The following is a 20,918-nucleotide window of genomic DNA, read 5'->3' on the forward strand; positions in this document are numbered from 1 at the left end:
TTGACGGGCTGGAGATAACGGCGGAATCCGTGGCTCCGTCAGCCGGTTCGGGTTTCTTCTCGGCGGAGTGCCAGGTAGGGATCGGGCCCTCCGCGTGCACTGCTGCTCTGCCGCCGACGAGGAGCGCCGCGCCCCCCGTAGAACCGATCGAGCGGGACAAGGGCATGCCCTAACCGGAGGAGGCGGTCTTCACGGTGACGTATACGGTGTAGCCGGGTCCCTTCTTCTTGGGCCTTCTCTCCGTGGTCCATGCTCCCTTGCCGAACAGAGCGTCCAGCACCTGCGGCATCAGCCGGTATGCGTCGTGGTCCTTATCCACCACGTGGTCCGGGAGGATCCCTTCGATCTCAACCTGTATGCCCTTCCAGGGATGGCCCTGAGTGCGCACCTTCTCGGGCAGGTCTGTCTCTTGGATACGCTTGACCGCCTCTTCCACCCAAAGCTTCTGGGTATCCACCGGCGGCGTACCCGTGGTCTCGGCGCCCTCCCCTTCCTCGGAATCGGGCGCTGGCCCGGTGTGGCGGCCGGGGATGGAGGCGAGTCGCGTCGCGAAGGTAGCACGAAGTTGGGCGGCGTAGGTCGGTGCTGCGGGCCTGGTGTAGGTGGGGTCGGCGGCGGTGTACATCTTTTCGAAGGACATCACGCGGAGGGAGACGGGGTAGCTCTTGCCGCCCGCGCTGCTCCAGAAGACGCAGTGGCCGGGGATGGGTTCGTTGAGCAGGGCGCTCAGGATGTCGTCGCTGAAGTGGGCGTTCGCCTTCTTCAGGGCGAGGAGGTCGCCGGTGGAAAGCAGGTGGAAGACGAACCAGTTATCCCCCTGGCTGAGTATCTCGTGGGGGATGCTGCCCGGCTGCTGGGTGATGAGGACGGCGCCCAGGTCGTACTTACGGCCCTCCTTCACCCAGGTGACGTAGGGGGCGTAGCCGGAGGTCCCGCCGGAGGAGCCCAGCACCGCCTGGGCCTCCTCCACCACGGCGATGACGGGGATGGTCTCGGGGTCGGCGCGGGTGAACTGCTCCTGATTGTAGTCGAAGATCCGCTGCAGGATGAGGGCCGAGAGGATGAGTCCCGCCTGCCCGCGCATCTGGGAGAGGTCCACGATGCAGAGTTTGCCGGCCTTGAGGGAGTTGATGAGCATGTCCAGCACCTGGCTCCCGGGGTCGTGCAGCATCTTGACGATGGTGGTCATGTTGGCTCGCGCCGCCGCCATCTCTGCCTCTTGCGTCTTTTCCAGGTGGAGGAGTTCGCAGATGATGGCGGGGTCGGCCAGGTTGCCCTGGGCGTAGATCTCGTCCACCAGGCGGCTCCAGTCCGAGTCGTTCAGTTGCTTCAACCTGCGCACGTTCTGCTGGTCCTGCTTCTCTGGGGGCAGGGCGACGGAGACCACGTCCGCCGGGCGTAGCCTGCGGATGTCCAGCCTGATGTCCCCGGCGATGAAGGAGTCGTAGAAGGGGCTGGGACCCCTGCGGTTGGTGAAGAGGACCAGCTTGTCTTCCAGGTGCGGTACGTCGCACAGGCCAGGGCGGTTCTGGTCGTCGGGCCAGAAGTACTCGCCCTCCGGGTCGAAGATGATGGTACCCACGGGGGCCCTGCGACCGCCGCGCTTCTCGACCGTGGGCGTATCCCGGTAGAGGCTGCTGAAGAGGAGCTTGGTGAGGTTGGATTTGCCGAAGCCGGCCCGGGCGAACACGAAGGTCCGGCGCGACACCAGACCCCGGATGTCGAACTTGGGGGTGACCCTGGGGTGCCTGATCTGCATCCAGTCCTCCACGGTGATCAGCGGCTGTCCCCCGTTGACGTCATCTCCGGCAAAGATGTACTCGCCCAGGGCCAGGTAGCCCAGCTCGGCGCCAGGGAGGTTGTGGCCGGCCACCTCCCGCAGCACGTCTTCTGCCAGGAAGGCCACCTTGCTGCCCAGGTGGGGGAGCCGGCGGTGGGAGGCGGCGAAGACGAGGCGGTCGCCGACCACCCGGACCACTCCCAGTACCCGTATGTTGATGCGGTACTTGAGGTAACGCTCGCGCAGTTCCTCCGGTATGGGGCGGTCCTCGGCTACCGCCCTCACCCCGTAGTCTTCGCCCTCGCTTGAGGTCAGGCGACCTTCGGCGGAGATGGAGCAGATCCTCCCCAGCACGGCTTCGCTCTCGGTTTCCAGTTGCACCACCACGAACTGGCCGTGCATGGGGCTGTTCTGGTAGTCCTCCCGGTAGGGCAGGACCAGGTCGGCGTGGAATTCCAGCCCGCCTTCACTGAACCCCCGGAAGATGCCCGCCACCTGTTCCCTGCGGAATAGCTTCAGGCTCATGACGCACCTCCCATGCCGACCTCGGGGTGAAGTCGGGCCTCATCCAGGATCCCCCGCTTGTCGGGGGGTAGCAGGTCGCGCACTGCCTGGTAGATCTCGTCCTGCAGGATGGTGAGGTCGAAGCCGGTCACCTGGGCGTACTCGTGGGCTTTCTGCAGGCACCGCGGGTAGAGGGGCACGGGGAAGCCCGCGATGGCGTCCGCCAGCAGATACCCGAATATCTCGCCTGCGCTCTCGCTCTGGGAGGAGAAGACGTCTATCGTCCAGATGGGGTCTCCCGGTCGGGATCCAAAGCGCACGAAGTACATGTCGCCGGCGACGAACTTGGGCGCCTCGCGTTCGCCGCCTTCGGCCTCGGGCCCGCGAGCCCACTCGGGCCAGACGAAAGCCTTTGCCTCCATCTCTCTGGGCACGCGCACGTAGCAGGGTTCATCACGGAGCATCACACCCTCGATGGCCAGGGCCAGGCGGTAGCGCTCGAGCACCTTGCTGCGCTTGGCGATCCCCACCAGGTAGATGCGCCGCCGCTGCATCCGCCAGACCCTCTCGATCGCTTCCTCTATCTTCTGGCGCCACCTGATGAACAGCTCCCCGCGGAATACCTTGCTGCGCAGCATCCCGTCCCGCACGATGAGGGTATCCGTGGCGAAGGAGTGGTTGCGGATGCGGTCGTAGAGGACCGCCCACTCGCACAGGTCGCGGTAGACCTGAATCCATGAGGGCGAAACCATTTCCGGGTGCTCCCTGATCATGCTCGCCGGGGGGATCATGGGGCTCAGATTCCACAGCAGGGGCGGATCCACACCCAGTTCGGTCATCATGACCCCCAGCGCGGTTTTCGGCTTTCCGTCGGGGGTGAACTGGGCCCGGCTGAGGGCTTCCGTGTCCGTGGTGGGGGAAACGCATTCGATGTGGTGCTCCTGCCCGTAGGAGTCGACCACGCGCACGAACTGCATGAAGAAGGGGTCGAACAGGAGCCGGTTGTTTCCCCCATCACTTCCCACCAGCGAGACCGCCGTGGTCGACCGGGGCCGTATAGGTTTGACGTTCCCGGCCAGGGGGCGCACCTCGCGGCACAGGTCCTCCAGCACCCTGCGGTCTTCCTCCGCCCGGCGGGCGATCAGCTCGCGCACCTGCCTCAGGGTTTCCGGTTCCAGCATGGCTACGCCTCCAGTCGGGCTACCAGGTCCACCTCTTCGACGGCGGTTCCCGCCCGGCAGAATTGTTCGGCCTGCCGTTTCCCCCGGGTGGAGGGGCCGGCGCTGCGCACCTCTTTGACGGACCAGCCGCAGTCGGCAAGGGCCAGGGTTCTCATGAGGACCTCTGTCCCGCTGTAGCGGGCACTGGGTATGCACCCGAAGCGCACCACCAGGCGGGCCCCCGGTGCGCAAAGGCGGGAAACGGCCCGCCATACCTGGGCCAGGGCACCCGCGAAGGCCTCACCGCTCAGCTGGCCGATCTGACCTTCACATGAGTAATCGACCGTGCTGGGCCCGCCCACGAACCAGTTGCGCAGCCACTGGTCGGGTACATAGTTCCGCATCCGCATGTAAGGTGGCGAAGTCACCACCCAGCGGAACCGTTCGGGCAAAACGTGCTCGTCGAGTCTCCTGCTGTCATCCTCCATTATCCACCCGGGGGTGCGCGGCGGTATGGTCCCGAAGAAGCGGCGCGCGCGCCGAGATACTACCTCTAGCACGCTGACCCTGGGCGGCTTCAGGCCGCGCTTGAGCCAGAAATTGACGGCGCTGTTCGGCTTGGTTGCATACGTGCGGGGCATCTGGTTGGACAGGTAAGCGGCCCCGGTTTTCTGCAGGGGGCCGTGCAGGGCGCCCAGCATGATCCCACGTAAGGCAACCTGGGGCTCGGTGATGCATTCCCGTAACAGGGCTTCGCGGACCTTACAGATCTCAAGGAGCGTTGCAGGGTGGTAGCACAGGTCCCAGAAGGGTCCGGTGGGTACGTCTGCGGGCTCAGCGTCGGCTTGCAGGATGCGGGCGCACAGGGCGGTGACTTCCTCGGGGGTGACCTGCACCATCTTGGCGGCTGCGATGGCGACGGCTACGCGGCACCGGTCGACCCCCACCGAGGGCAACCCGAGCAACCTCGCAGCGTAGTTGGTGGTCCCCCGGCCGCAAAAGGGGTCGAGCACCCACTCGCCCGGTCCTGCCTGGCTCAGGTGGGCCAGCGGGAAATCCAGGGGGAACATGGAGAAATAGGGGCAAATGCCGTTCAAGCGGAGCATCTCCGCGGGGAAGCCCGCCACGGGGTCGTCCTCGGGTTCGTCATGTGCTGCGTTTTGTATTACGTTGACATCCGCAGGCTGACAGCAATTCCAGGCCCCCATTGTCCTCTCCCCATGGCTCAGCCCATCGCGCTGCCTTTCTCTCGCCCCGGCTCACGCCGCCGCGCGAAACCCCTGCCACATCGTGCAGCCACCGCGTACCCCATATGCCCCCGCTTGTCGTAGGATTGGTAACCCATTGCGCTATCTGAAGAGTACCAAACCTGGAACACCTTATCAACGGTACCAGCGGTCGGGTGTGGCGGCCGCGCCGAGCCGGCAAAGGGGTACCTCCGCCAACCGTGGCGGAGTAGGAGGAACGGGGTCGTACACGTCACGGTGGGAGGCCTTGCCACTGCGTTCCCCATAACCTTGTTCCGGCAATACGGGGGATGGACCTGGGGTGACCTGGGCTTCGCGGAGTTGGCCGGCCCTCACCTCCGAAAGTCTGAGTGACACGGTTAAACCGTGTAAAGCCTGGGATGGCTCAGCGTGAATGTCGTACGAGGCGAGCCGGAGGTGCAAGCGTTGCCAGCGCGTGGCTGCGTCGTGCGCGGCCTCGGCCGCCTTTCGAAGGTCGCCGCGAATGACCCTGGCAGCCACGTCGAGCCGATTCCTTTCGGAAGCTCCCCTCGAGCAGACCCCGGGCACACGCCAGGGCTATCCGCGCGAGGGAAACCCGCCCTGAGAGTTCATCCGCTGCCACTACCGCCGAAATGGGCGGGTGCCGCGCTGCACAGAATCGACATGCGGGATGGGCAAACCTGGAACCTACTGGCAAGAGCCCACTCCCTGCACCCCACCCACCCCTAAAGGTACCGTCCCCCCCGAGATCGCGACTCTGCTCCACCGGGCAGGGGCCACCCGCTCCACGTCCGAGTGTCAGACGCCCCAGGCCCGGTCGTAGTACACGCCGGACGGCCCGAGCATGGAGCGGGGCTTGCAGATCAGCTCGCGGATCTCCAGGCCGTACCTGGGATGGAACACGGCATCCGAATACGAGGGCTTGATGACCACGGCGGTGTCCAGCCCCTGCTCCATACCCCCGAAGGCCACCACTTCCCCATCGACGGGGATGGCCCCGGCGTCGGCCGCCGTCAGGGTGGCGAAAACCGCCACCTTCAGGCCCGCGCAGAAGAGGAACAGCGTCTCCTTCATCACCGTCTTGGCACCAGGGACCCCGAGGTGCCTGGCTATAGAAGCATCGACCTCGCAACCCAGGTCGGTCCCCTGTATCACCCGTACCCCCCGTCCTTCGAGCCTGTCGCGGATGGTCGGATCGAAGGTGATCGTCTTAAGGCCCTTCCGCCGCCACTCTTCCCAGCGGGCTCTGAGTTCAGGCACTTCCCGCCAGTGGGCGGCATCGGGTGGGTCCCCCGTCACGTCCCAGGCGCCCCCGGCGCGAAAGGTCACGCATACCAGCCGCGGTTTCTCCCCCACCCCGAGTTGCTCCAGCTTCTCAAAGGCGCGCCAGGCACTTTCCCCCGTCAGCGACGGCACCACCAGGTGCCCGGCGCCCAGTTCCACGGCGCGGGCGATACCCAACTCCAGGGTTCTCTCCGTGTTGACCGGGCCCGGCCTGGCAAAGTAATGGACCCACTTGCCGGCATCCTCCATTGCGCTGACCTCCTCTTGAAACGCCAGTTCCGACTCTAATCATCTCTCCTCCGTGCGGCAAGCACCACCCTGTATCGCGTATTGCCCTCCTTGATAGGTGGGTGGGAAGACCTTATCTTCCGGCCCCCCAGCAGGGATAAGCCGGCTACGGACTCGGATACCGGCGCTGCCCCCCCGAACAAACCTTTCAAGTTCATCTAGCGTCGGGTGGGCACAGTCCATCTTAGACATACTGGCGTCCTCCCCTCATTCTCATTGCACACAGCCGATCCTCGTGGAAATGGGCAGATATTGGCGCTTCTACAGATCCCACCCCCCCTCCCGTTTGGCCACGGGCCGACAACCGAGATCGCAGCGCCGCACAACCCGGCGGGGCGCGGGCGAATCCCGCTCAGAGCAGCGGAAGGGTCTTTGGGTGACAAGGCCCACGCTTCGGGCTCCCGGGTCCCCGCAAGTTGCTGGTCCACGGCCCCGGAAACCTCACCGCCATCATGGCCCAGACAAGGATGCCTCATCCAGTCCGTCAACAAGTGACGGACCTCCACTCACCTGGCGGCTGCAGCAGAGCCGTCGGCTACTATCTCTTGCTTTTGGGGGAGATCAGAGTCAGGTCTGCCGTGGCCTTCCTGACGATCTCCGGGTTATCCCTTCTCACGATCCGCACCACCGCAGTCCTTCCGGTCAGGCGTGTGGTCTCATTTCCCACGGTAAACACATAATCCCGTGCCACTGTTCTCCCAAATACCCAAAACCCCGCCCGATCTAGCTCCTCGATCATCCGCCCAAGCTCGTACCCTACTCTTACCCGCTCCGCCGGACTCACCTCGTCCAGCACGTCACAGTCCCCTAACAGGCCGCAAAACCCGCTCACCAAGGCCACTTCATCTTCTGATACCAAGTCGTCGTGGGATAGGTCGAGGAACGCTGCCCCCACGACAATCGACAGGATCTCGTTACCGCTTGTTACCCGTGGGAGCAAAGTCTGATCTTCTTTCGTCGGCCGAGGCTTGGCCCTGAGCGCTTCAAGGTCAACGCCAAGGGCTTCGGCCACCGCCTTAACGCTTGCAAACGATACGGCCTCACCCTTCTCGATCCTCTGGACGGTCCGCACGCCTATCTTGGCGATTTCCGCAAGTTGTTCCTGCGTCCAAGCCCTCTTTTCCCTCAGATAGCGGACAGTCCTCGGGTTGATCGTTACCCTGCCCATCTCCGCGTCACCTCCTCAAACGTCGCAGATCCAATTTGCGCGAAAGTACGCGGAGCAGTCAACGCCAACAACATGCGAGTCTAGCGCAAGGAGCCCGCAACCTTCGCGCCACGTTGGGAACCTCGGGAGCCGAGCGACCGCCACAGCCAGTTCAGCCCCCGACCGACAGGGTTCAGCGCCACCGCGTCACCGAAGCCCAAGCCTATTCGGGCCCGGCTAATCGCACGCGACACATGGTGGTCACAAGAGGCGTGGGGACACTGCCTCCGGCGGCAGTCTGCGCCGGGAGATCATCAGAGTAATGCTTGCATAGTGTCGTCTGAACCCGCACGACAATCACCAACAGCACCGCGTCGGAGGCGGGGCCGGGGACCCCGGAAACGGTGGAGCTACTGGCGATCGCGGTGAAGTACAATGCGGTGCGCTGCCGGAGGCTCACCGACGGCGGCATCGTGACTTTCGGCCAGTGGGCGGCGTGCGGGACGAAGCCGAGGGCCAGATCCTCACCGTCGTGCCCATCAAGGAATGGAGCTACATGCAGGGTCACTACTTGTCGGGCAAGGTGGTGGCCGCGCGCGTGGACATGGCCGCGGTGGCAGCCCGTTTCGGGCTCCCGCCCCTTGTCCTGCACCCCGAAGGCATTTGGGATCCCCTACAAGAACACTGGCTGGCGGCGGACCTGGACGAGATCCTCGCGGAAGAGGGCGTGGCGGCGGACCTGGACGAGGTGCTCGCCGAGGAGGACGGCGCGGAAGATAGGGTCCGCGAGGTGGAGGTCCCGCTGGTGGGGGGAGCCGTGCACCCGAATGGGGATCTCGTCGAAGTTCCCGGGGGGAGCAGAACCGGCCTGTACGACACCGGGACGGGCGAGTTGATCCCCGACGAGCGTGGGAGGTGACGCCCGGTGGATGCCATGGAAGCACTGCGGGGAAGGAGGAGCATACGCAGGTACACCGCGGAGCCGGTGCCGGAAGCCCTCACGGTGGAGATACTGCAAGCCGCTATGAGCGCCCCTTCGGCGGGGAATCAACAGCCCTGGCACTTCGTGGTGATTACCGACCGTCGACTCCTCAACGAAATCCCCCGCTTTCACCCCTACGCCCAGATGTCAAGGGAAGCAGCGGTCGCCATCCTGGTCTGTGGTGACCTCCACCGGGACCGCCTGGACGGCTTCTGGGTGCAGGATTGCTTGGCGGCCACGGAAAACATCCTCATCGCCGCTCATGCCCGGGGCCTGGGAGCGGTGTGGGTGGGCGTCTATCCCAGGGAGGAGCGCGTGGCCGCTTTCCGGCGGTTGCTGGGGATTCCGGAGCACGTGGTTCCCTTCGCCCTGGTGCCCATGGGCTTTCCGGCGGAGCAGAAGCCGCCTGCCGACCGGTACGACCCGGGGCGGGTGCACTGGAACGGGTGGTAACGTACGCCGGTCCCGGGCCCTGGCGGCTCAGCGCTCGTGGGCCTGCCGATCGACGATTTCGCCCGTGTAGGGATGCACGTGTACCACGAGGCGATGGGGCGGGTCTCCCATCTTGCAGAGCATGACAACCTCCCACAGGCCCCGCACGAAGGTCACCTGGACGTCCGGAAGCAGGTTGGCCACCGTAGACGCGTATTCTCCGGTGGCCTTTTGCCAGCCTTCCGCGGTCTTCACGTACCACTGCCCGTTCTCCTGCTTAACGAGGTTTCGGCCCGCGTGAGCATCCCACCACCGCCCTACTTCAGGGTCCTTCAGGGCCAGGTCGCGGGCCTGGTCGGCGTTTACGAGGATGGCACCCTCGCCGGCGATCTCAATTTCCACACTGGCGGAGATCTCCGTCGGCTCAAGTTGGGTCCCGCCCTTGGTCTCGGTGGCGGCGGTCCCCTCCGTGCCAGCGGCAGACAGTGGTTGCAGGTAGAACGAGGCCGTTATCCGGTACTTCCCCGGGGGCAAAGCTTCGGGAGGCTGATCCGGTGTGTCGCCTGGCAGGGATGTCCCCGGGAACACCGTCTTCCAGGCAATGCGCTGCGTAATGCTGGTTCCCGCCGCCAGGGTGCCGGTGCTCACCGCCGGCAGCCGGACTGGCGAAAGCCCCTCCTCCTCCAGGGTCATGCGCGGTACGGGCGATCCGGGATCAACCGGTTCAGCCCGTACGTATATCGCGGGGTCCCCGATGTTCCAACGCGTGAAAGCCAGTTCCCGGGAGGAGCGGTTCTCCGCGCCCGCCACCACCCCGACCGTCTCCCCTTTGCGGTACAGACTCCTATCCGTATACAGGACCAGCCTGAGATCCCCGGTACTCTTCTCCGTCAGGTTCACGGGGAGGGAGGGAACCGGGATCCGCTCTGTAAGCTCGAATTTCTCCACCGCCCGGCGGAGGAAGGTGGCCGCCTCGGCCAGGGTGAGATACTGCCGGGGGCGCAGGGTACCGTCGGGGAATCCCGCGATGAGCCCGCGCTCCACGGCCACGTCTACGAGAGCCCCCTGGAGGTCCGGTACTTCGGCCCAGTCCGCGAACCTGGTGGCGTGGCGCGGGGATCCCAGGGAGGACAACTTCTCCCGGCCGTACAGGTTGAGGATCTTCATGAACGCTCCAAAGGCGTGCCCCCGGGCTATCCCTTCTTCGGTACCGAAGGCGCCGGTATAACACCACAGCCAGTAGCGCAAGCTGCCCGTGACGTGGTCGTCCCCCGGCACCGCCCCGAACAGGCGGCACACCATGGAGTTCCATTCGGTCGGGGTCACGGGAGCATCATAGTTCGGTTCTTCTGCCCCCGCTGGCGCGGGAGCGCGCAGCCCGATCTCCTGGATGAAGCGGACACTCTCCTGCGCCCAGTGCCCGCCGCCAGCGTCGGGACCATCCGCTCGGCCGAGTTGCGGCCCTGCGATCGCACCCCCGAGCAACACGACGAGCACGGTGAAAACGGCTAGCTCTCTCAACGGTCTGCCCATGTGTGCGGCCACTCCCTCCCTGCGGGCTGTCCCATCAGGCCGGCCCATTGGACTACCTCGGCTGTCCCATCGGGTGGTGCTCACTACGCCCCACCCACGATAACAGACGGCGGCGGCCTCCGGTGAGTTGCAGCAGACGCACGGCTTCCCCGGTTGATCCGTGACGCCTCTACCGGTTCCCGCTCGAGGACACGGTCCAGATCGACATCAATCGCCGGTCCGACCGTGGACTATACGCCACGATGTCGGCGTGGACCGTGGACTATACGCCGCGATCCGCGCCCGACCGCGGACTATACGCCATGATGTCGGGGTGGACTGCGGACTATACGCCGCGATCCGCGCCCGACCGTGGACTATACGCCGCGGTCGCGGGCCCACCGTGGACCCTACGCCCCGATCACGGTCCGGCGGGGGTGGCGCCGCAACAGCAAGAGTGCTAACCAGACCCGTCGGTTGCCCCGGGGCAGAAGCACCTCCCCGCGCCCCTGGCCGCTCAGGTTGCCTCGGGGCAGAAACACCTCGCCGCGCCCCCGGCCACTTAGGTTGAGTGGGGGTAGAAGCACCTCAGTAGAGAGTTGATGAGGTGGATCTTGCCGAAGTCGCCCCCGGTGAGGTAGTACCGAGGGCACCCTGCGGGAGGCCGTGTTCAGGGACGGCGGCTGGCGCGACCAGCACCTCATGGCCGTCCTGGCCGACGAATTCCGCCGGTGCTGTTCCACTTCATGATGAACTTGACCGGGGTGAACCCACCCGATTGATCGCGAAAGACTACCTGCTGGTGTGGACAGCTCTGCTGACCGTCGTGGTCGTGGCAGCATGCGGCCCCGAGCGACTTTCCCCGGGGAGTGCCCGTACGTTGGTTTGGATGCCCACCTCTTCAGCAAGAGACTTTGCCATCATCTCAAAGTCTGCCCAGTAGCCAATGGGGTCCCGGAGGTATTGCTCGAGATAGGGGAGGGCACCGGGGAACCGGCGCCTGTACGTGTCTTGAAGGAGCGCCACGCTTCTCGGATAGGGGTTCAGGCGGTCGAAACTGACCCTAAGGATGCCGGCATCGCGGATGGCTGACAGGAGGCCTTGCAAGGATTCTCGGCGGTCTCCCACTCCCGGAAGGACCGGTGCCACAAACACCCACACGGGGATACCCTCTTGAACGAGACATTTTGCCGCCTTCAGCCTTTCCGAAGGCAAAGAAGCGCCCGGTTCGAAAGCTTTCGCGATGTCGTCGTCGAGAAGGGTTATGGTGAAACCGACTGAAAGTCGAGTGCCGGGACGGTGGTCAATACCGTCGTCATTTCCTCGGGTCCGGGAAGGCTCATCATTTCCTGAGATCCATCTTCTGAAAAGGTCCACATCTCTTGTCACAAGTGCCGACTTGGTGAGGATTGAGACCCCGGCGTCCGGCAGTTCGCCCAGGATCTCGAGACACCGCCGGGTCAGACCCAGTTCTTGCTCGCACGGCTGGTAGGGATCAGTCACGCTGCCGAGCATCACGATCCCCACGGGAGTACGTTTGCGTAAAACCTCCTTAGAGAGTACGTCGGGGATATTCATCTTGGCCTGGACCTTCGTTCCCCAGGCGTCCGAGACGGGTGAGAAACGCAGGATTACAGGGGCGTAGCAGTAAAGGCAGCCGTGCCGGCACCCGGTGTACGGGTTGAGGCAATACTTATGCCCCGGAATGCCCGTCCGGCTTAAGGCGGTCTTGCAGGTTACGGGTTGCACTCCTGCTCTCACTGTGGCGGCTACGACCCCCCGGTTCTTCCTACTCTACTCCAGGCACGCTGTCAAGCACATGCCTGCGGGCATTTGCCCGTCGTACTGCATGGGGCCTCCGTCCGGTCTGGCCCCACTGCCTGTTTCTTCAGCAACTCCCCCATCCCCTGGTGGCCGAGAGCGATAGGAATGCGCCCACCCGGCGGTTGCGGACGCACTCCTCCCCCGGGTTCCGAATTTTGGAATCGGATGGGCGGCCGGGAGGTTCCAAAACCTGGACGCTCGGGGGTGACCGCGGGGGCGGCAAGCCGGTCGGGTCGTCTGACTGGAGGAGAAGCAGAGGAATATGGCCCCGGAGATGTGTACAGAGGGGTTATTAGTTCCCCTTATGCTGGAGTCGCATGGATAGTAACCGGAATTGCCTGGCGAGAGTTGCACGCCGGGAGAGCCGGGAGGATCGGAGTCGGGGCCGGCGGGGCGGTCGGAGGGGGGTGGGTTCCATGGTTTGGAACCTCGGAGGGGGGTCCCAGCTTCCAGATTACTGCGACGGCTGCCGCGGGGACCGTGCCAGGCACTGGTCCCCCGATTGCTGGATACTCAAGTGCTGCGTGGACGAGCGGCGCCTGGAGTTCTGCAGCCAGTACGGAGAGTTCGCCTGGTTGCGACTGCAGGAATGGGCGGCCAGGCACGAGGACTACGGTCGCGCCCTGGCGCGCCTCAAGGGTATGGTGGAGAGCACCTGAAACCTGAAGGCCCGGGCACCACGTGAAGGCACGGGCCCGAAGCGACCGCCTGAAGGCGCGGACCCGGGTGGGCGGGTGCCTGAAATGCGTGCTCAGGTGGCCACGAGAGTGCACCACTCCAGGGTGGTTTCCGCCACCGGGAGGGCGTCGATCCCGAACTCCGGGATCAGCACGCTCCGGGGGGTGGGAAGCGCCCTGGCCCGGCGGACGTTGACGACCTCCACCCGCCATCCGGATCTTTCGAACAGGTCCAGGGCCTTGTCGCGGAAGAGAAAAGCGTCCAGGCCGTGAGCCTCGATGGCATCCCGGTTGACGCGATCCTCCGGCGGGTAGAAACAAGAGATGGCGTAGAACGTGCCGGACGCGATGCGTCTGAGTTCCCGCAGTAGATCACCGGGGTGCTCGATGTTGGCGAGTCCGGCGAAGGTGGTCAGCGTACTGACGCTGCCGTCCCGGAAAGGGGTGCGCCGGGCGTCGAAGGCGAGCAGGCTCACCCGGTCGTACAGTCCGACGAACTCAAGATAGCGACGGTCCCGGCGGAGGACGCGGGGACTGAAGTCACTGGCCACGAGGGGCCGGTCGAGGTGGCGGGCCAGCCTCTCCACCAGGGCGCATCGCCCCGATGCCAGGTCGACCACCGGGCGGCCGGCCGCAGGCCGACCGTGGTCGGCCAGGCGGTCGCACAGGTACTTCATCTGGCTGTCTACCGCGGCATTGTACTCATCGGTGTACAGTTTCGGCCCCGCCTGCGCCTCCAGGGCAGCCGCCGCTGCGTAATCGCCCCGCTCCTCAAGGGCCATGGCGCGGATGAAGCGATCCGCGGCCGCAAGGGTCCCGGGGTCTGAGTTGAGTAGCCGGTCCTCGATGTCGGGGTGGGCGCGCAGGTACCGGCTCAGGCCACTCTCCACCTGCTCCCAGAGGTCGTGGCGCGTGAGGCCGGGTGTCAGGAAGACCCCGATGCCTTCCCGCACAGGGTATTCGGCCTCGCATCCCGGGCAGCGGATGTCGGCCCGTTCGATGTGATCTCCCCGTGCTTCCTCGATGGTGAAGCGGAGATCGCGCCGACAGGCAGGGCACTGAAGCATTTCCAGCAGATAGCGGTGCATCGTTTGGGCCTCCATGGTAGCACCGATGGTCCGGTCCCCCAGGTCCTGGGTTGACGATTCGCGGTACCGACGCTCCGGTCCTGCAGGTGCGACGCCCGAGGGCGGAGGAATTGGCACCGGGGAGTGGCGAACACCTGGGCAGGGAACGAGGGGGGTGACGGGATTGAGCGGGCAAGAGGTGCGGGCAGCGGTAATGACGGGGCCGGAGAAACCGATCGAGGTGCGCGGGTTCCCTCCGCCCCGCCTGGAGCCGGGCGGCGTCCTGCTCAGGACGGTGTACAGCGAGGTGTGCGGGACTGACGTGCACCTCTACCACGGGCGGCTGGCCGGGGTTCCCTATCCCATAATCCCGGGTCACGTGAGCGTGGGCATCGTGGAGGAGGTTATCCCGCCCGCCGCCGGCCAGGAGGTGGTCACGCCGGTGGGACGGCCGGTCCGCAGGGGCGACCTGGTCACCTTCCTCGACGTCCACGAGACCTGCGGGCGGTGCTGGACCTGCCTGGTGGCGAAGGCCGCCACCCGGTGCCCCCAGAGACGGGTGTACGGTATCACGTACTCGGCCACGGAGGGACTCCTGGGGGGATGGAGTGAGAAGATCTATCTTAAGCCGGGCGTCCTCATCATGCACCTCCCGGAGGGCCTCAGCCCGGAGAAGTTTATCGCGGGGGGATGCGGCCTGCCCACGGGATTCCACGCCGTGGAGCGAGCGGGCGTCCGCCTGGGCGACACCGTGGTGGTGCAGGGGTCGGGGCCCGTCGGCCTGAGCGCCTGCTTCTTTGCCCGGCTGGCCGGTGCCCGGCGGGTGGTCGTGATCGGTGCACCGCGACTGCGGCTGGAGATGGCGCTCTCCCTTGGCGCCGACGAGCTGGTTGACCTGGAGGAGTATCCGTCGCCGGAGGCCCGCGTCGATCGGATCCGCCAGCTGACGGCGGGTAGGGGCGCCGATGTCACCATCGAGGCGTCGGGCGTCCCCAGGGCGGTGGCGGAAGGCATGCGCATGACCCGGGACGCGGGCACCTACGTCGTGGTGGGCCAGTACACCGACAACGGGCCGGTCGAGATCAACCCCCATCTCGACATCAATCGCAAGCACCTCGACATCCGCGGGTGCTGGGGCACCGAGTTCACCCACCTGTACCGGGCCACCGACCTGCTGGCGACCAGGGGACGCGATGTCCCCTACGAAGAGGCGATTTCGCACTTCTACTCGCTGGAGGAGTGCCAGCAGGCCCTGCTTGACGTCGAACACCTGCGGGTTATCAAGGCCGTCATTAAGCCCTGACTCTGGCGCCGCCAGGCCATGACTCTGGCGCCGCCAAGCCCAGACCCTGGCGGCACCAGGCCCGTGGCGGCGCATACGTCACCGCCGGGGGTTAACCAGTAGATGGCTGCGTGGGCATGGCATCCCTCACAGGTCCTCAGTGTCGACCTACTCCCACGGCAAAGCTGCCTTGCGCGGGAGCCTCCTCATCGACGACAACGCCGACAACATCCGGTTGTTGTGCCAGTCCGGCTGGTACGGCATCTTGTTCGACCGCAGCTGGAATCGTGCACTTGAGACGACACACGTAGCCGGCGAACGGGCATTGTCGCCGGGAATCAGCTAGGGTGTGCCCAACCTGAGGTGCACGGCTGGTCACCGCCATCATGGGAATCCAGAACGCCCATGCCAGGGGGATGGTCAGCAGGAAGTACCAGGGGTTATAGGGAGCGTTCCAGTCCAGGGGCGGATTTCTTGCGGGCATATGGGGAAGCGTGAGTGTCTACACGGGAGTATCGTTTGAAGGGGTGGCCGCGTGAGCACTCCGGCGCAGGAAGGCTTCGATTGGTGCTTGCTACTTCTTGTCGCCATGGTTGTCGTGGTGGGGTGGGCGGGGTGGCGCATCATCAGGAACCCGGTTCGTTTTTGGCCTCAACTCGCCGGCATGCCCGCGCCCGTCTTGCGGGCAATGAGGTCGTTCGGGATCACCTTCCTCGCCATGGCGGGGACGGGGATCGTCCTGCTGGTTTCCAACGCTGATACGCCGGTCGCACTTGGGCTTGCCATCTCATGCACGCTGATGGTGGGTTCGCTTGTCTGGGTGGGGTTGGTCCACGCGTTCTTGCCGCCAGGTACGCCGGGGGTGAGCCGGGGAGAGGCAATCTTCACGATGCTGGTGTGTCTTGGGGGGGCCGCGGCGTTCGGCTATCTCGCTTGGATGGTCTGGATGGGAGCCCTGTGCGGGTTCGAGTGACGATGCTCCCGAGGAGCCGAGCTGGAACGCTGGGCCGGGGAGGCGGTTGCCAAGGCGGAAAGGACCGGGCTGGTCAGGGGCTACCCGGACCATGCCTTCAAACCCGGGGACAACGCCACCGGAGCGGAGCCGTGACCATGTTTGTTCGCTGTCTCGTTCGGGGTTAAGCTTGTGATTCGGGCCTGAGCCGGCCCCAAACCAGGCGGTCGTCGTAGCGCCCGTCGCGGGCGGCGGCCATGCGGCCTCTGGCCTCGACGAAGAAGCCGAGCCCGTGAAGCACAGGGAACAGCCACTCTTCGTCCGGGTACGTGTCCAGGCGCAGCCGGTTAAGCAGGAGCCAGCGATCCGCCAGGTCCAATGCTGCGTCGAGCAGGGCCCGTGCCACCACCGGGGCGGGAAAGCCCAGGGCCTCGGCCAGAGGGCTGCCGGGTGGTGGTACCAGCAGGGTGACCTGGGCGCTGTGGGCCATCCGCGGCGAGCGCTGGGGTGCCAGCCGGACCTCCCCGCAAAGCTCCCCGCGCAAGACAGCGACAAACACGTGCACAGGTACCCCGGGTGGGGTCCCCAGTTTGTCTGCGATCTCCTTCTCGTCCGGGAGTGGGTCCGCGACGAGCAGGCTGTTGCGGATGAGGCCGGGATCGCGGTACAGGCGCACCAGGCCGCCGGCGTCGCCGGGCTCCGGCGGCCTCACCTCGAGCCCCTCCGCGTCGCTGACCGCGGCATCCCATGCGACTTTCCCGGGAGCGGGATCACGCCTCGCCGGGAGATCGCCGGTGCCCCGTCCGTGGGCAACCGGCGGCCGGTCGGGTGTCTCTTCTTCCCGGACGTCACCGCACGTGGCAAGATCGGGACGGATTCGGGCCATGACCACGGTGTCCGTGTACGTCCCATCCCGGATGGCCATCCGGGCCAGGCGGCCCTCCTCCCGGAATCCGAAGCGGCGGTACAGGCGCAGGGCGGGTTCGTTGTCGGGGTAGACCGCGAGCTGGATGCGCAGGACCTGCCACTCCCGGTCGGCCGCATCCAGCGCAGCCTCCATCAGCCTCGTCCCGATGCCACGCCCGTGGAAGGCGGGGTGTACGAACATCCCCAGGCCGGCCACGTGCTGCTGGCGCCCCGTCATGCGCCGCAGGGAGATCATCCCCACGACGGCGTGCGGTGCCTCCTGTCCCGGATGCCCGGTGGGATGGACCACTTCCGCCACCAGGCTAATGCTACTCTGGGGATCGGCCAGCCACTCGCTCATCCAGCCTACCTGCAGCGATGGCAGCTGCAGGGTTTGCCTCACCACCTCCGGCTGCCTCAGGATGCCGTGTATGCCGGTGAGATCCTCGCGCCGGAGCGGCCTCACGCGTACTTCCACGTCACGCCCCATGCCCCCTCGCCCCCTTCGTCACCGGGTGAGCTCTAGCCTGTGCGCTTATTCGGCAGATGGCAGCGGCAGGACCGTTGTGAGGCGGATCCCCAGCGGGAAAGCCGGGTCATCTACGCTGGTTTCGCGCGAGCCATCCTCGTAGAATGCTGTGTTGCCGCCCCAGTGCCAGCCAAAGCGGCTCTTCGCCACCACAATGGCGAGCTGTTTGACCCGGGATCCTTTTGCCGTCGCAGTGGCGCTGTCCGGAGACACGTATAGCACAAGAAGGTCTTTGTATCCCTCTCTTATTGTGTATCGCCCGGAGCCGGCCAGCGGAAGGTCCACCCTGAGCGTCCCGTCACTGCCCAGCGTCACGGTTACCGACCGAGCACCTGCCAGCTTCCACGCCTCGCTCTCTGTCCTGCCGGGAGGGAAGACGGTCAGGGTACCGGAGAAGCCCTCGGGCACATCCAGTTCCAGCCTGACGCCTGAACCCTTCACCGCCGCCTCAGCCTCCGACCGCAGCGCCTCCCGGAATGCGTCCGGGAACGCTCCCGCGTCGACCCCGAATGCGTTCCGGAACGCATCCTCGTGCGTCTTGCCCTCGCTGAGGGCCCAAAGGTAGGCGATGAGGGCACCCCGACCAGAGCGTGCGACGAGCCAGTCCACCGCCAATAACGCCTGGTCGTGGATCGGGTAAATCCCGAAACGGTCCTCCCACTGCTCGTCGGTTGCGGGCAGGTCTTCCAGCGTCCCGGAGAGGGCGTGGGAGAGCACCTCCTGCCGGGCCGACTCCCACAGCACACTTCCCCTGGCGGAGGGCCGCAGGTACCCCGTGGCTTCCCGCGCTATGTACTCGGCGATCCCCTCGTTCAGCCAGCGCGGCATCGCGCTCTGCAGGCCACGCCTGCGGAGGAGCACGTGCACGAACTCGTGGGCCACGGTAAGCTCGGGAATGGAGCCCTTTTCCACCAGGACCTCGGCGTAGTCATGGGCGCACCCGGCCGCGTACTTTGCCAGTTTGGCCGCGCGGTCCTCGGGCATCCCCTGCCCGGTGAGGTGCCCGTACCACGCCTGGCGATCACTGAAGACCCATGTGAAAGGTATTTCGCCGGCTTCACCCAGGCTGGCCTCGATGCTGTCCCAGCCCTCGGCGGCGGCCTCCTGCACCCTTTTCACCCATTCCGGGCTGGCGCTATCGTCGGCGATCACGGGTGCCTCGCCCACGCATACCGCCTTCAGGGTCCCGTCCCACCAGACTTTCTGACCGAGTGCCTCTGCAACGACACGCAGGGGAACCAGGGTCCTGCCGTCGATGACGATGGCCGGCACGTCACCCTCGACCGGGCGACCGTTGACGTAGAGGTCTACCGTGGGAAAGCCCCGATAAGTGGCACCGGCAGCGTGGGCGGGTGGTGTCAGACTGAAACAGACCCAAAACGCGATGACGAGAATTACGGCCCGCTGGCACCATTGGCTTCTCTCTCGAAGCATGCGATCTCCTCCCTCATGAGAGTGATCGATGGGTGCGCTGCAACTTCTCGACGATGGGGAGGTCGGCGGGGGCAAAGGCGTAGCGGTGCAGATCCGGGATCTTCACCCACCGGCACGGTGCGCGACCAGGGTGGGACGCCGCCTCCTCCGGCTCCCGGCCCTCGGTCAGGCGAGGGGCGTGGTCTTCGGGCAGGCGGCAGGCATATGCAAGAAGCAGGACCGGCCCGCTGGGGTATTCGTGGTACACCACCGCGAAGATGTCCCCGACCTCTACCTCCAGGCCCAGCTCTTCCTGCAGTTCCCTGGCCAGGCATGCCTCGGGGCTTTCCCCGGGTTCGAGCTTGCCGCCGGGAAACTCCCACTGGCCCGCCAGCGGTCCCGATTCCCGGCGGGCGATGAGGACAGTGTCGTCCCTGCGGATGACTCCCGCTGTGACGATGAGCGGATACCTGTGCGGGATGCCACTGCCCTCGTACGTCCCCACAACGGCATTCGCCACCGGTGATTCCCCCGCTGCGGTCAGCGCCCTGCGCGCCTATTCTACCAGAGTGACCCGCACCGGAGGGACCGGCATGCCGGGTGACCGGCATGCGGAGTGACCGGCATGAGTGGCCGGCATGTTGACAGGTTAGGCCCAGGCATGTACAATCCTGTCGGAGAGTCCCAGATCTTGGCGAAAGCCCCAGTTCTAGGGGCCAGCGCACATGGGTGCGCTCGAGGAGGGGGCGCGGGAAGGCCCCGTGGGTACGGAAGTGCCCGAGATCTGGCCTCTCATCAGCGAGCGGCTGCGCTGAATCGGGAAGGGGGTCGCAGCGCCGCGGAAGAGATCCACTACCTGGCAGCGCTGTTGCGGTTACCCGGGGTGTCGCCTCACTGGATTCACGTACTGCACGGTGCCCTGGGGTCCGCCCGCGCCATCTGGGAAGCTTCGCCCGCCCGCCTGCGGGAGGCGGGCGTGCCCGAGGCGCAGATTGCCGCCATGTCGTCTCATCCTGCTCGCCTGGCTGGGCCCTCGCCCGACCTGGAGCGGGCCTGGCGGCTGGGATGCCGGGTGTTTTCCCGCTGGGATGAAGAATATCCTGCCTGGCTCCGGCAGATGCCCGACCCTCCCCTCATCCTGTACAGCCGTGGGAAGGTCTGCCCGCAGGACCAGAAAGCGGTGGCCGTGGTGGGTACCCGGCACCCGACCGCCTATGGGATGGAGGTGGCCGGGCGACTGGCCCGGAACCTGGCGGCGGCCGGGTTGACCGTGGTGTCCGGGCTGGCCCGGGGCATCGACACCTGCGCCCACCGGGAGGCACTGGCGGCCGGTGGCCGTACCATAGCAGTGCTGGGCTCGGGGCTGGATCGTATCTACCCGGCGGAAAACCGGCACCTCTGCGCCGACATCGCCACGCGGGGCGCGATCCTTACCGAATATCCCCCCGGCTCTGTCGCCCTTCCCTATCACTTTCCTGCCCGCAACCGCATCATCGCCGGCCTGGCCCTGGGTGTGGTGGTGGTAGAGGCGCCCCTGCAGAGCGGGGCCCTGAACACCGCCGAGCATGCCGCCAACCTGGGACGGCCCGTCATGGCGGTCCCCGGGCCCATCACCAGCAAGGAGAGTGCCGGGTGCAATCGCCTGATCCGGGACGGGGCCCACCTGGTGGAGGGTGTAGAAGATGTTCTGGCGGTCCTCGGTACCCAGGCTGTACGGCCCGCCGGGCCACCGGCGCTGCAACCGCGCGAGCAACTGGTGTGGGACCTGCTGGAGCAGGGGTCCAGCTACGACCGCCTCCATGTCCGGAGCAACCTGGCGGCGGGAGACCTGGCGGCGGTCCTGTTGTCCCTTGAACTCAAGGGCCTCGTACGCAGGCTGCCCGGGCAGGTATACGTGCGCACCTGGTGAACTGCACCGGGGCGGCTCGGGCTTGAACCGGATGCGCATAG

General features: G+C 66.0%; 19 protein-coding genes. 8 read left to right on the forward strand and 11 right to left on the reverse strand.

Annotated elements, in window-relative coordinates:
• Positions 1-169 precede the first annotated feature (169 nt).
• The 5 genes from AB1446_05735 to AB1446_05755 all read right to left on the reverse strand — a co-directional run bounded on the left by AB1446_05735 (position 170) and on the right by AB1446_05755 (position 7,413).
• A complete protein-coding gene (locus tag AB1446_05735) occupies positions 170-2,305 on the reverse strand; it encodes an ATP-binding protein (protein MEW6546404.1) in 2,136 nt (711 codons plus the stop codon).
• Positions 2,302-3,465: a hypothetical protein gene (locus AB1446_05740; GenBank protein ID MEW6546405.1), complete on the reverse strand. Its 1,164-nt coding sequence runs from the start codon at positions 3,463-3,465 to the stop codon at positions 2,302-2,304. Before AB1446_05740 ends, AB1446_05735 begins: the two co-directional genes overlap by 4 nt.
• A 2-nt stretch (positions 3,466-3,467) precedes the next feature.
• Positions 3,468-4,652, reverse strand: a complete 1,185-nt coding sequence (locus AB1446_05745) for a DNA modification methylase (GenBank protein MEW6546406.1) — start codon at positions 4,650-4,652, stop codon at positions 3,468-3,470.
• An 819-nt stretch (positions 4,653-5,471) separates the two neighbouring features.
• Positions 5,472-6,206 carry a hypothetical protein gene (locus AB1446_05750; protein ID MEW6546407.1) on the reverse strand — a complete coding sequence of 245 codons (735 nt, stop codon included), beginning with the start codon at positions 6,204-6,206 and terminating at the stop codon, positions 5,472-5,474.
• 577 nt (positions 6,207-6,783) lie between these two features.
• Positions 6,784-7,413, reverse strand: a complete 630-nt coding sequence (locus tag AB1446_05755; protein ID MEW6546408.1) for a helix-turn-helix transcriptional regulator — start codon at positions 7,411-7,413, stop codon at positions 6,784-6,786.
• 475 nt (positions 7,414-7,888) lie between these two features.
• Here AB1446_05755 and AB1446_05760 point away from each other — a divergent pair, with 475 nt between their 5' ends.
• Together AB1446_05760 and AB1446_05765 are read left to right on the forward strand one after the other, a co-directional pair.
• Positions 7,889-8,311 carry a hypothetical protein gene (locus AB1446_05760; GenBank protein ID MEW6546409.1) on the forward strand — a complete coding sequence of 141 codons (423 nt, stop codon included), beginning with the start codon at positions 7,889-7,891 and terminating at the stop codon, positions 8,309-8,311.
• Between the two features lie 15 nt (positions 8,312-8,326).
• Positions 8,327-8,827, forward strand: coding sequence for a nitroreductase family protein (locus AB1446_05765; GenBank protein ID MEW6546410.1), 501 nt, complete (start codon positions 8,327-8,329; stop codon positions 8,825-8,827).
• Positions 8,828-8,854: 27 nt separating this feature from the next.
• Here the strand turns inward: AB1446_05765 and AB1446_05770 are convergent, their stop codons facing one another.
• Together AB1446_05770 and AB1446_05775 are read right to left on the reverse strand one after the other, a co-directional pair.
• Positions 8,855-10,339, reverse strand: a complete 1,485-nt coding sequence (locus tag AB1446_05770; GenBank protein ID MEW6546411.1) for an S-layer homology domain-containing protein — start codon at positions 10,337-10,339, stop codon at positions 8,855-8,857.
• Between the two features lie 771 nt (positions 10,340-11,110).
• Positions 11,111-11,896, reverse strand: a complete 786-nt coding sequence (locus tag AB1446_05775) for a radical SAM protein (protein MEW6546412.1) — start codon at positions 11,894-11,896, stop codon at positions 11,111-11,113.
• A 662-nt stretch (positions 11,897-12,558) separates the two neighbouring features.
• Between AB1446_05775 and AB1446_05780 the strand changes: the two genes are divergently transcribed.
• Positions 12,559-12,801 (forward strand): DUF3795 domain-containing protein, encoded by a 243-nt coding sequence (locus tag AB1446_05780; protein ID MEW6546413.1) that lies wholly within the window; start codon positions 12,559-12,561, stop codon positions 12,799-12,801.
• A gap of 92 nt (positions 12,802-12,893) precedes the next feature.
• Here AB1446_05780 and AB1446_05785 read toward each other — a convergent pair whose 3' ends face one another.
• Positions 12,894-13,907, reverse strand: coding sequence for a methyltransferase domain-containing protein (locus AB1446_05785; GenBank protein MEW6546414.1), 1,014 nt, complete (start codon positions 13,905-13,907; stop codon positions 12,894-12,896).
• Between the two features lie 163 nt (positions 13,908-14,070).
• Here AB1446_05785 and AB1446_05790 point away from each other — a divergent pair, with 163 nt between their 5' ends.
• The 4 genes from AB1446_05790 to AB1446_05805 all read left to right on the forward strand — a co-directional run bounded on the left by AB1446_05790 (position 14,071) and on the right by AB1446_05805 (position 16,276).
• A complete protein-coding gene (locus AB1446_05790; GenBank protein ID MEW6546415.1) occupies positions 14,071-15,189 on the forward strand; it encodes a zinc-binding dehydrogenase in 1,119 nt (372 codons plus the stop codon).
• Between the two features lie 106 nt (positions 15,190-15,295).
• On the forward strand, positions 15,296-15,514 hold the full coding sequence (locus AB1446_05795) for a hypothetical protein (protein ID MEW6546416.1): 219 nt from the start codon (positions 15,296-15,298) through the stop codon (positions 15,512-15,514).
• Positions 15,515-15,703: 189 nt separating this feature from the next.
• Entirely contained in the window at positions 15,704-16,141 is a 438-nt protein-coding gene (locus AB1446_05800; GenBank protein ID MEW6546417.1) for a hypothetical protein, read from the forward strand.
• A 21-nt stretch (positions 16,142-16,162) separates the two neighbouring features.
• Entirely contained in the window at positions 16,163-16,276 is a 114-nt protein-coding gene (locus AB1446_05805; protein MEW6546418.1) for an S-layer homology domain-containing protein, read from the forward strand.
• A 28-nt stretch (positions 16,277-16,304) separates the two neighbouring features.
• Here AB1446_05805 and AB1446_05810 read toward each other — a convergent pair whose 3' ends face one another.
• From AB1446_05810 to AB1446_05820, 3 genes are read right to left on the reverse strand one after another with little or no spacing between them, the layout of a single operon-like run.
• On the reverse strand, positions 16,305-17,516 hold the full coding sequence (locus tag AB1446_05810) for a GNAT family N-acetyltransferase (GenBank protein MEW6546419.1): 1,212 nt from the start codon (positions 17,514-17,516) through the stop codon (positions 16,305-16,307).
• Positions 17,517-17,561: 45 nt separating this feature from the next.
• Positions 17,562-18,989: a stalk domain-containing protein gene (locus AB1446_05815; protein ID MEW6546420.1), complete on the reverse strand. Its 1,428-nt coding sequence runs from the start codon at positions 18,987-18,989 to the stop codon at positions 17,562-17,564.
• 13 nt (positions 18,990-19,002) lie between these two features.
• Positions 19,003-19,488: a (deoxy)nucleoside triphosphate pyrophosphohydrolase gene (locus tag AB1446_05820; protein MEW6546421.1), complete on the reverse strand. Its 486-nt coding sequence runs from the start codon at positions 19,486-19,488 to the stop codon at positions 19,003-19,005.
• 363 nt (positions 19,489-19,851) lie between these two features.
• Between AB1446_05820 and dprA the strand changes: the two genes are divergently transcribed.
• Positions 19,852-20,877, forward strand: coding sequence for a DNA-processing protein DprA (gene dprA / locus AB1446_05825; protein MEW6546422.1), 1,026 nt, complete (start codon positions 19,852-19,854; stop codon positions 20,875-20,877).
• The last annotated feature ends 41 nt before the right edge of the window (positions 20,878-20,918 follow it).

The sequence above is a fragment of the Bacillota bacterium genome (assembly GCA_040757085.1).
GTDB lineage: Bacteria > Bacillota > Sulfobacillia > JACIYH01 > JACIYH01 > JACIYH01.

Coding starts and splice junctions, on each gene's coding strand:
- AB1446_05735 (MEW6546404.1), bottom strand. CDS start 2,305: ATGAGCCTGAAGCTATTCCGCAGGGAACAGGTGGCGGGCATCTTCCGG.
- AB1446_05740 (MEW6546405.1), bottom strand. CDS start 3,465: ATGCTGGAACCGGAAACCCTGAGGCAGGTGCGCGAGCTGATCGCCCGC.
- AB1446_05745 (MEW6546406.1), bottom strand. CDS start 4,652: ATGGGGGCCTGGAATTGCTGTCAGCCTGCGGATGTCAACGTAATACAA.
- AB1446_05750 (MEW6546407.1), bottom strand. CDS start 6,206: ATGGAGGATGCCGGCAAGTGGGTCCATTACTTTGCCAGGCCGGGCCCG.
- AB1446_05755 (MEW6546408.1), bottom strand. CDS start 7,413: ATGGGCAGGGTAACGATCAACCCGAGGACTGTCCGCTATCTGAGGGAA.
- AB1446_05765 (MEW6546410.1), top strand. CDS start 8,327: ATGGAAGCACTGCGGGGAAGGAGGAGCATACGCAGGTACACCGCGGAG.
- AB1446_05770 (MEW6546411.1), bottom strand. CDS start 10,339: ATGGGCAGACCGTTGAGAGAGCTAGCCGTTTTCACCGTGCTCGTCGTG.
- AB1446_05775 (MEW6546412.1), bottom strand. CDS start 11,896: ATGAATATCCCCGACGTACTCTCTAAGGAGGTTTTACGCAAACGTACT.
- AB1446_05780 (MEW6546413.1), top strand. CDS start 12,559: ATGGTTTGGAACCTCGGAGGGGGGTCCCAGCTTCCAGATTACTGCGAC.
- AB1446_05785 (MEW6546414.1), bottom strand. CDS start 13,907: ATGCACCGCTATCTGCTGGAAATGCTTCAGTGCCCTGCCTGTCGGCGC.
- AB1446_05810 (MEW6546419.1), bottom strand. CDS start 17,516: ATGGGGCGTGACGTGGAAGTACGCGTGAGGCCGCTCCGGCGCGAGGAT.
- AB1446_05815 (MEW6546420.1), bottom strand. CDS start 18,989: ATGCTTCGAGAGAGAAGCCAATGGTGCCAGCGGGCCGTAATTCTCGTC.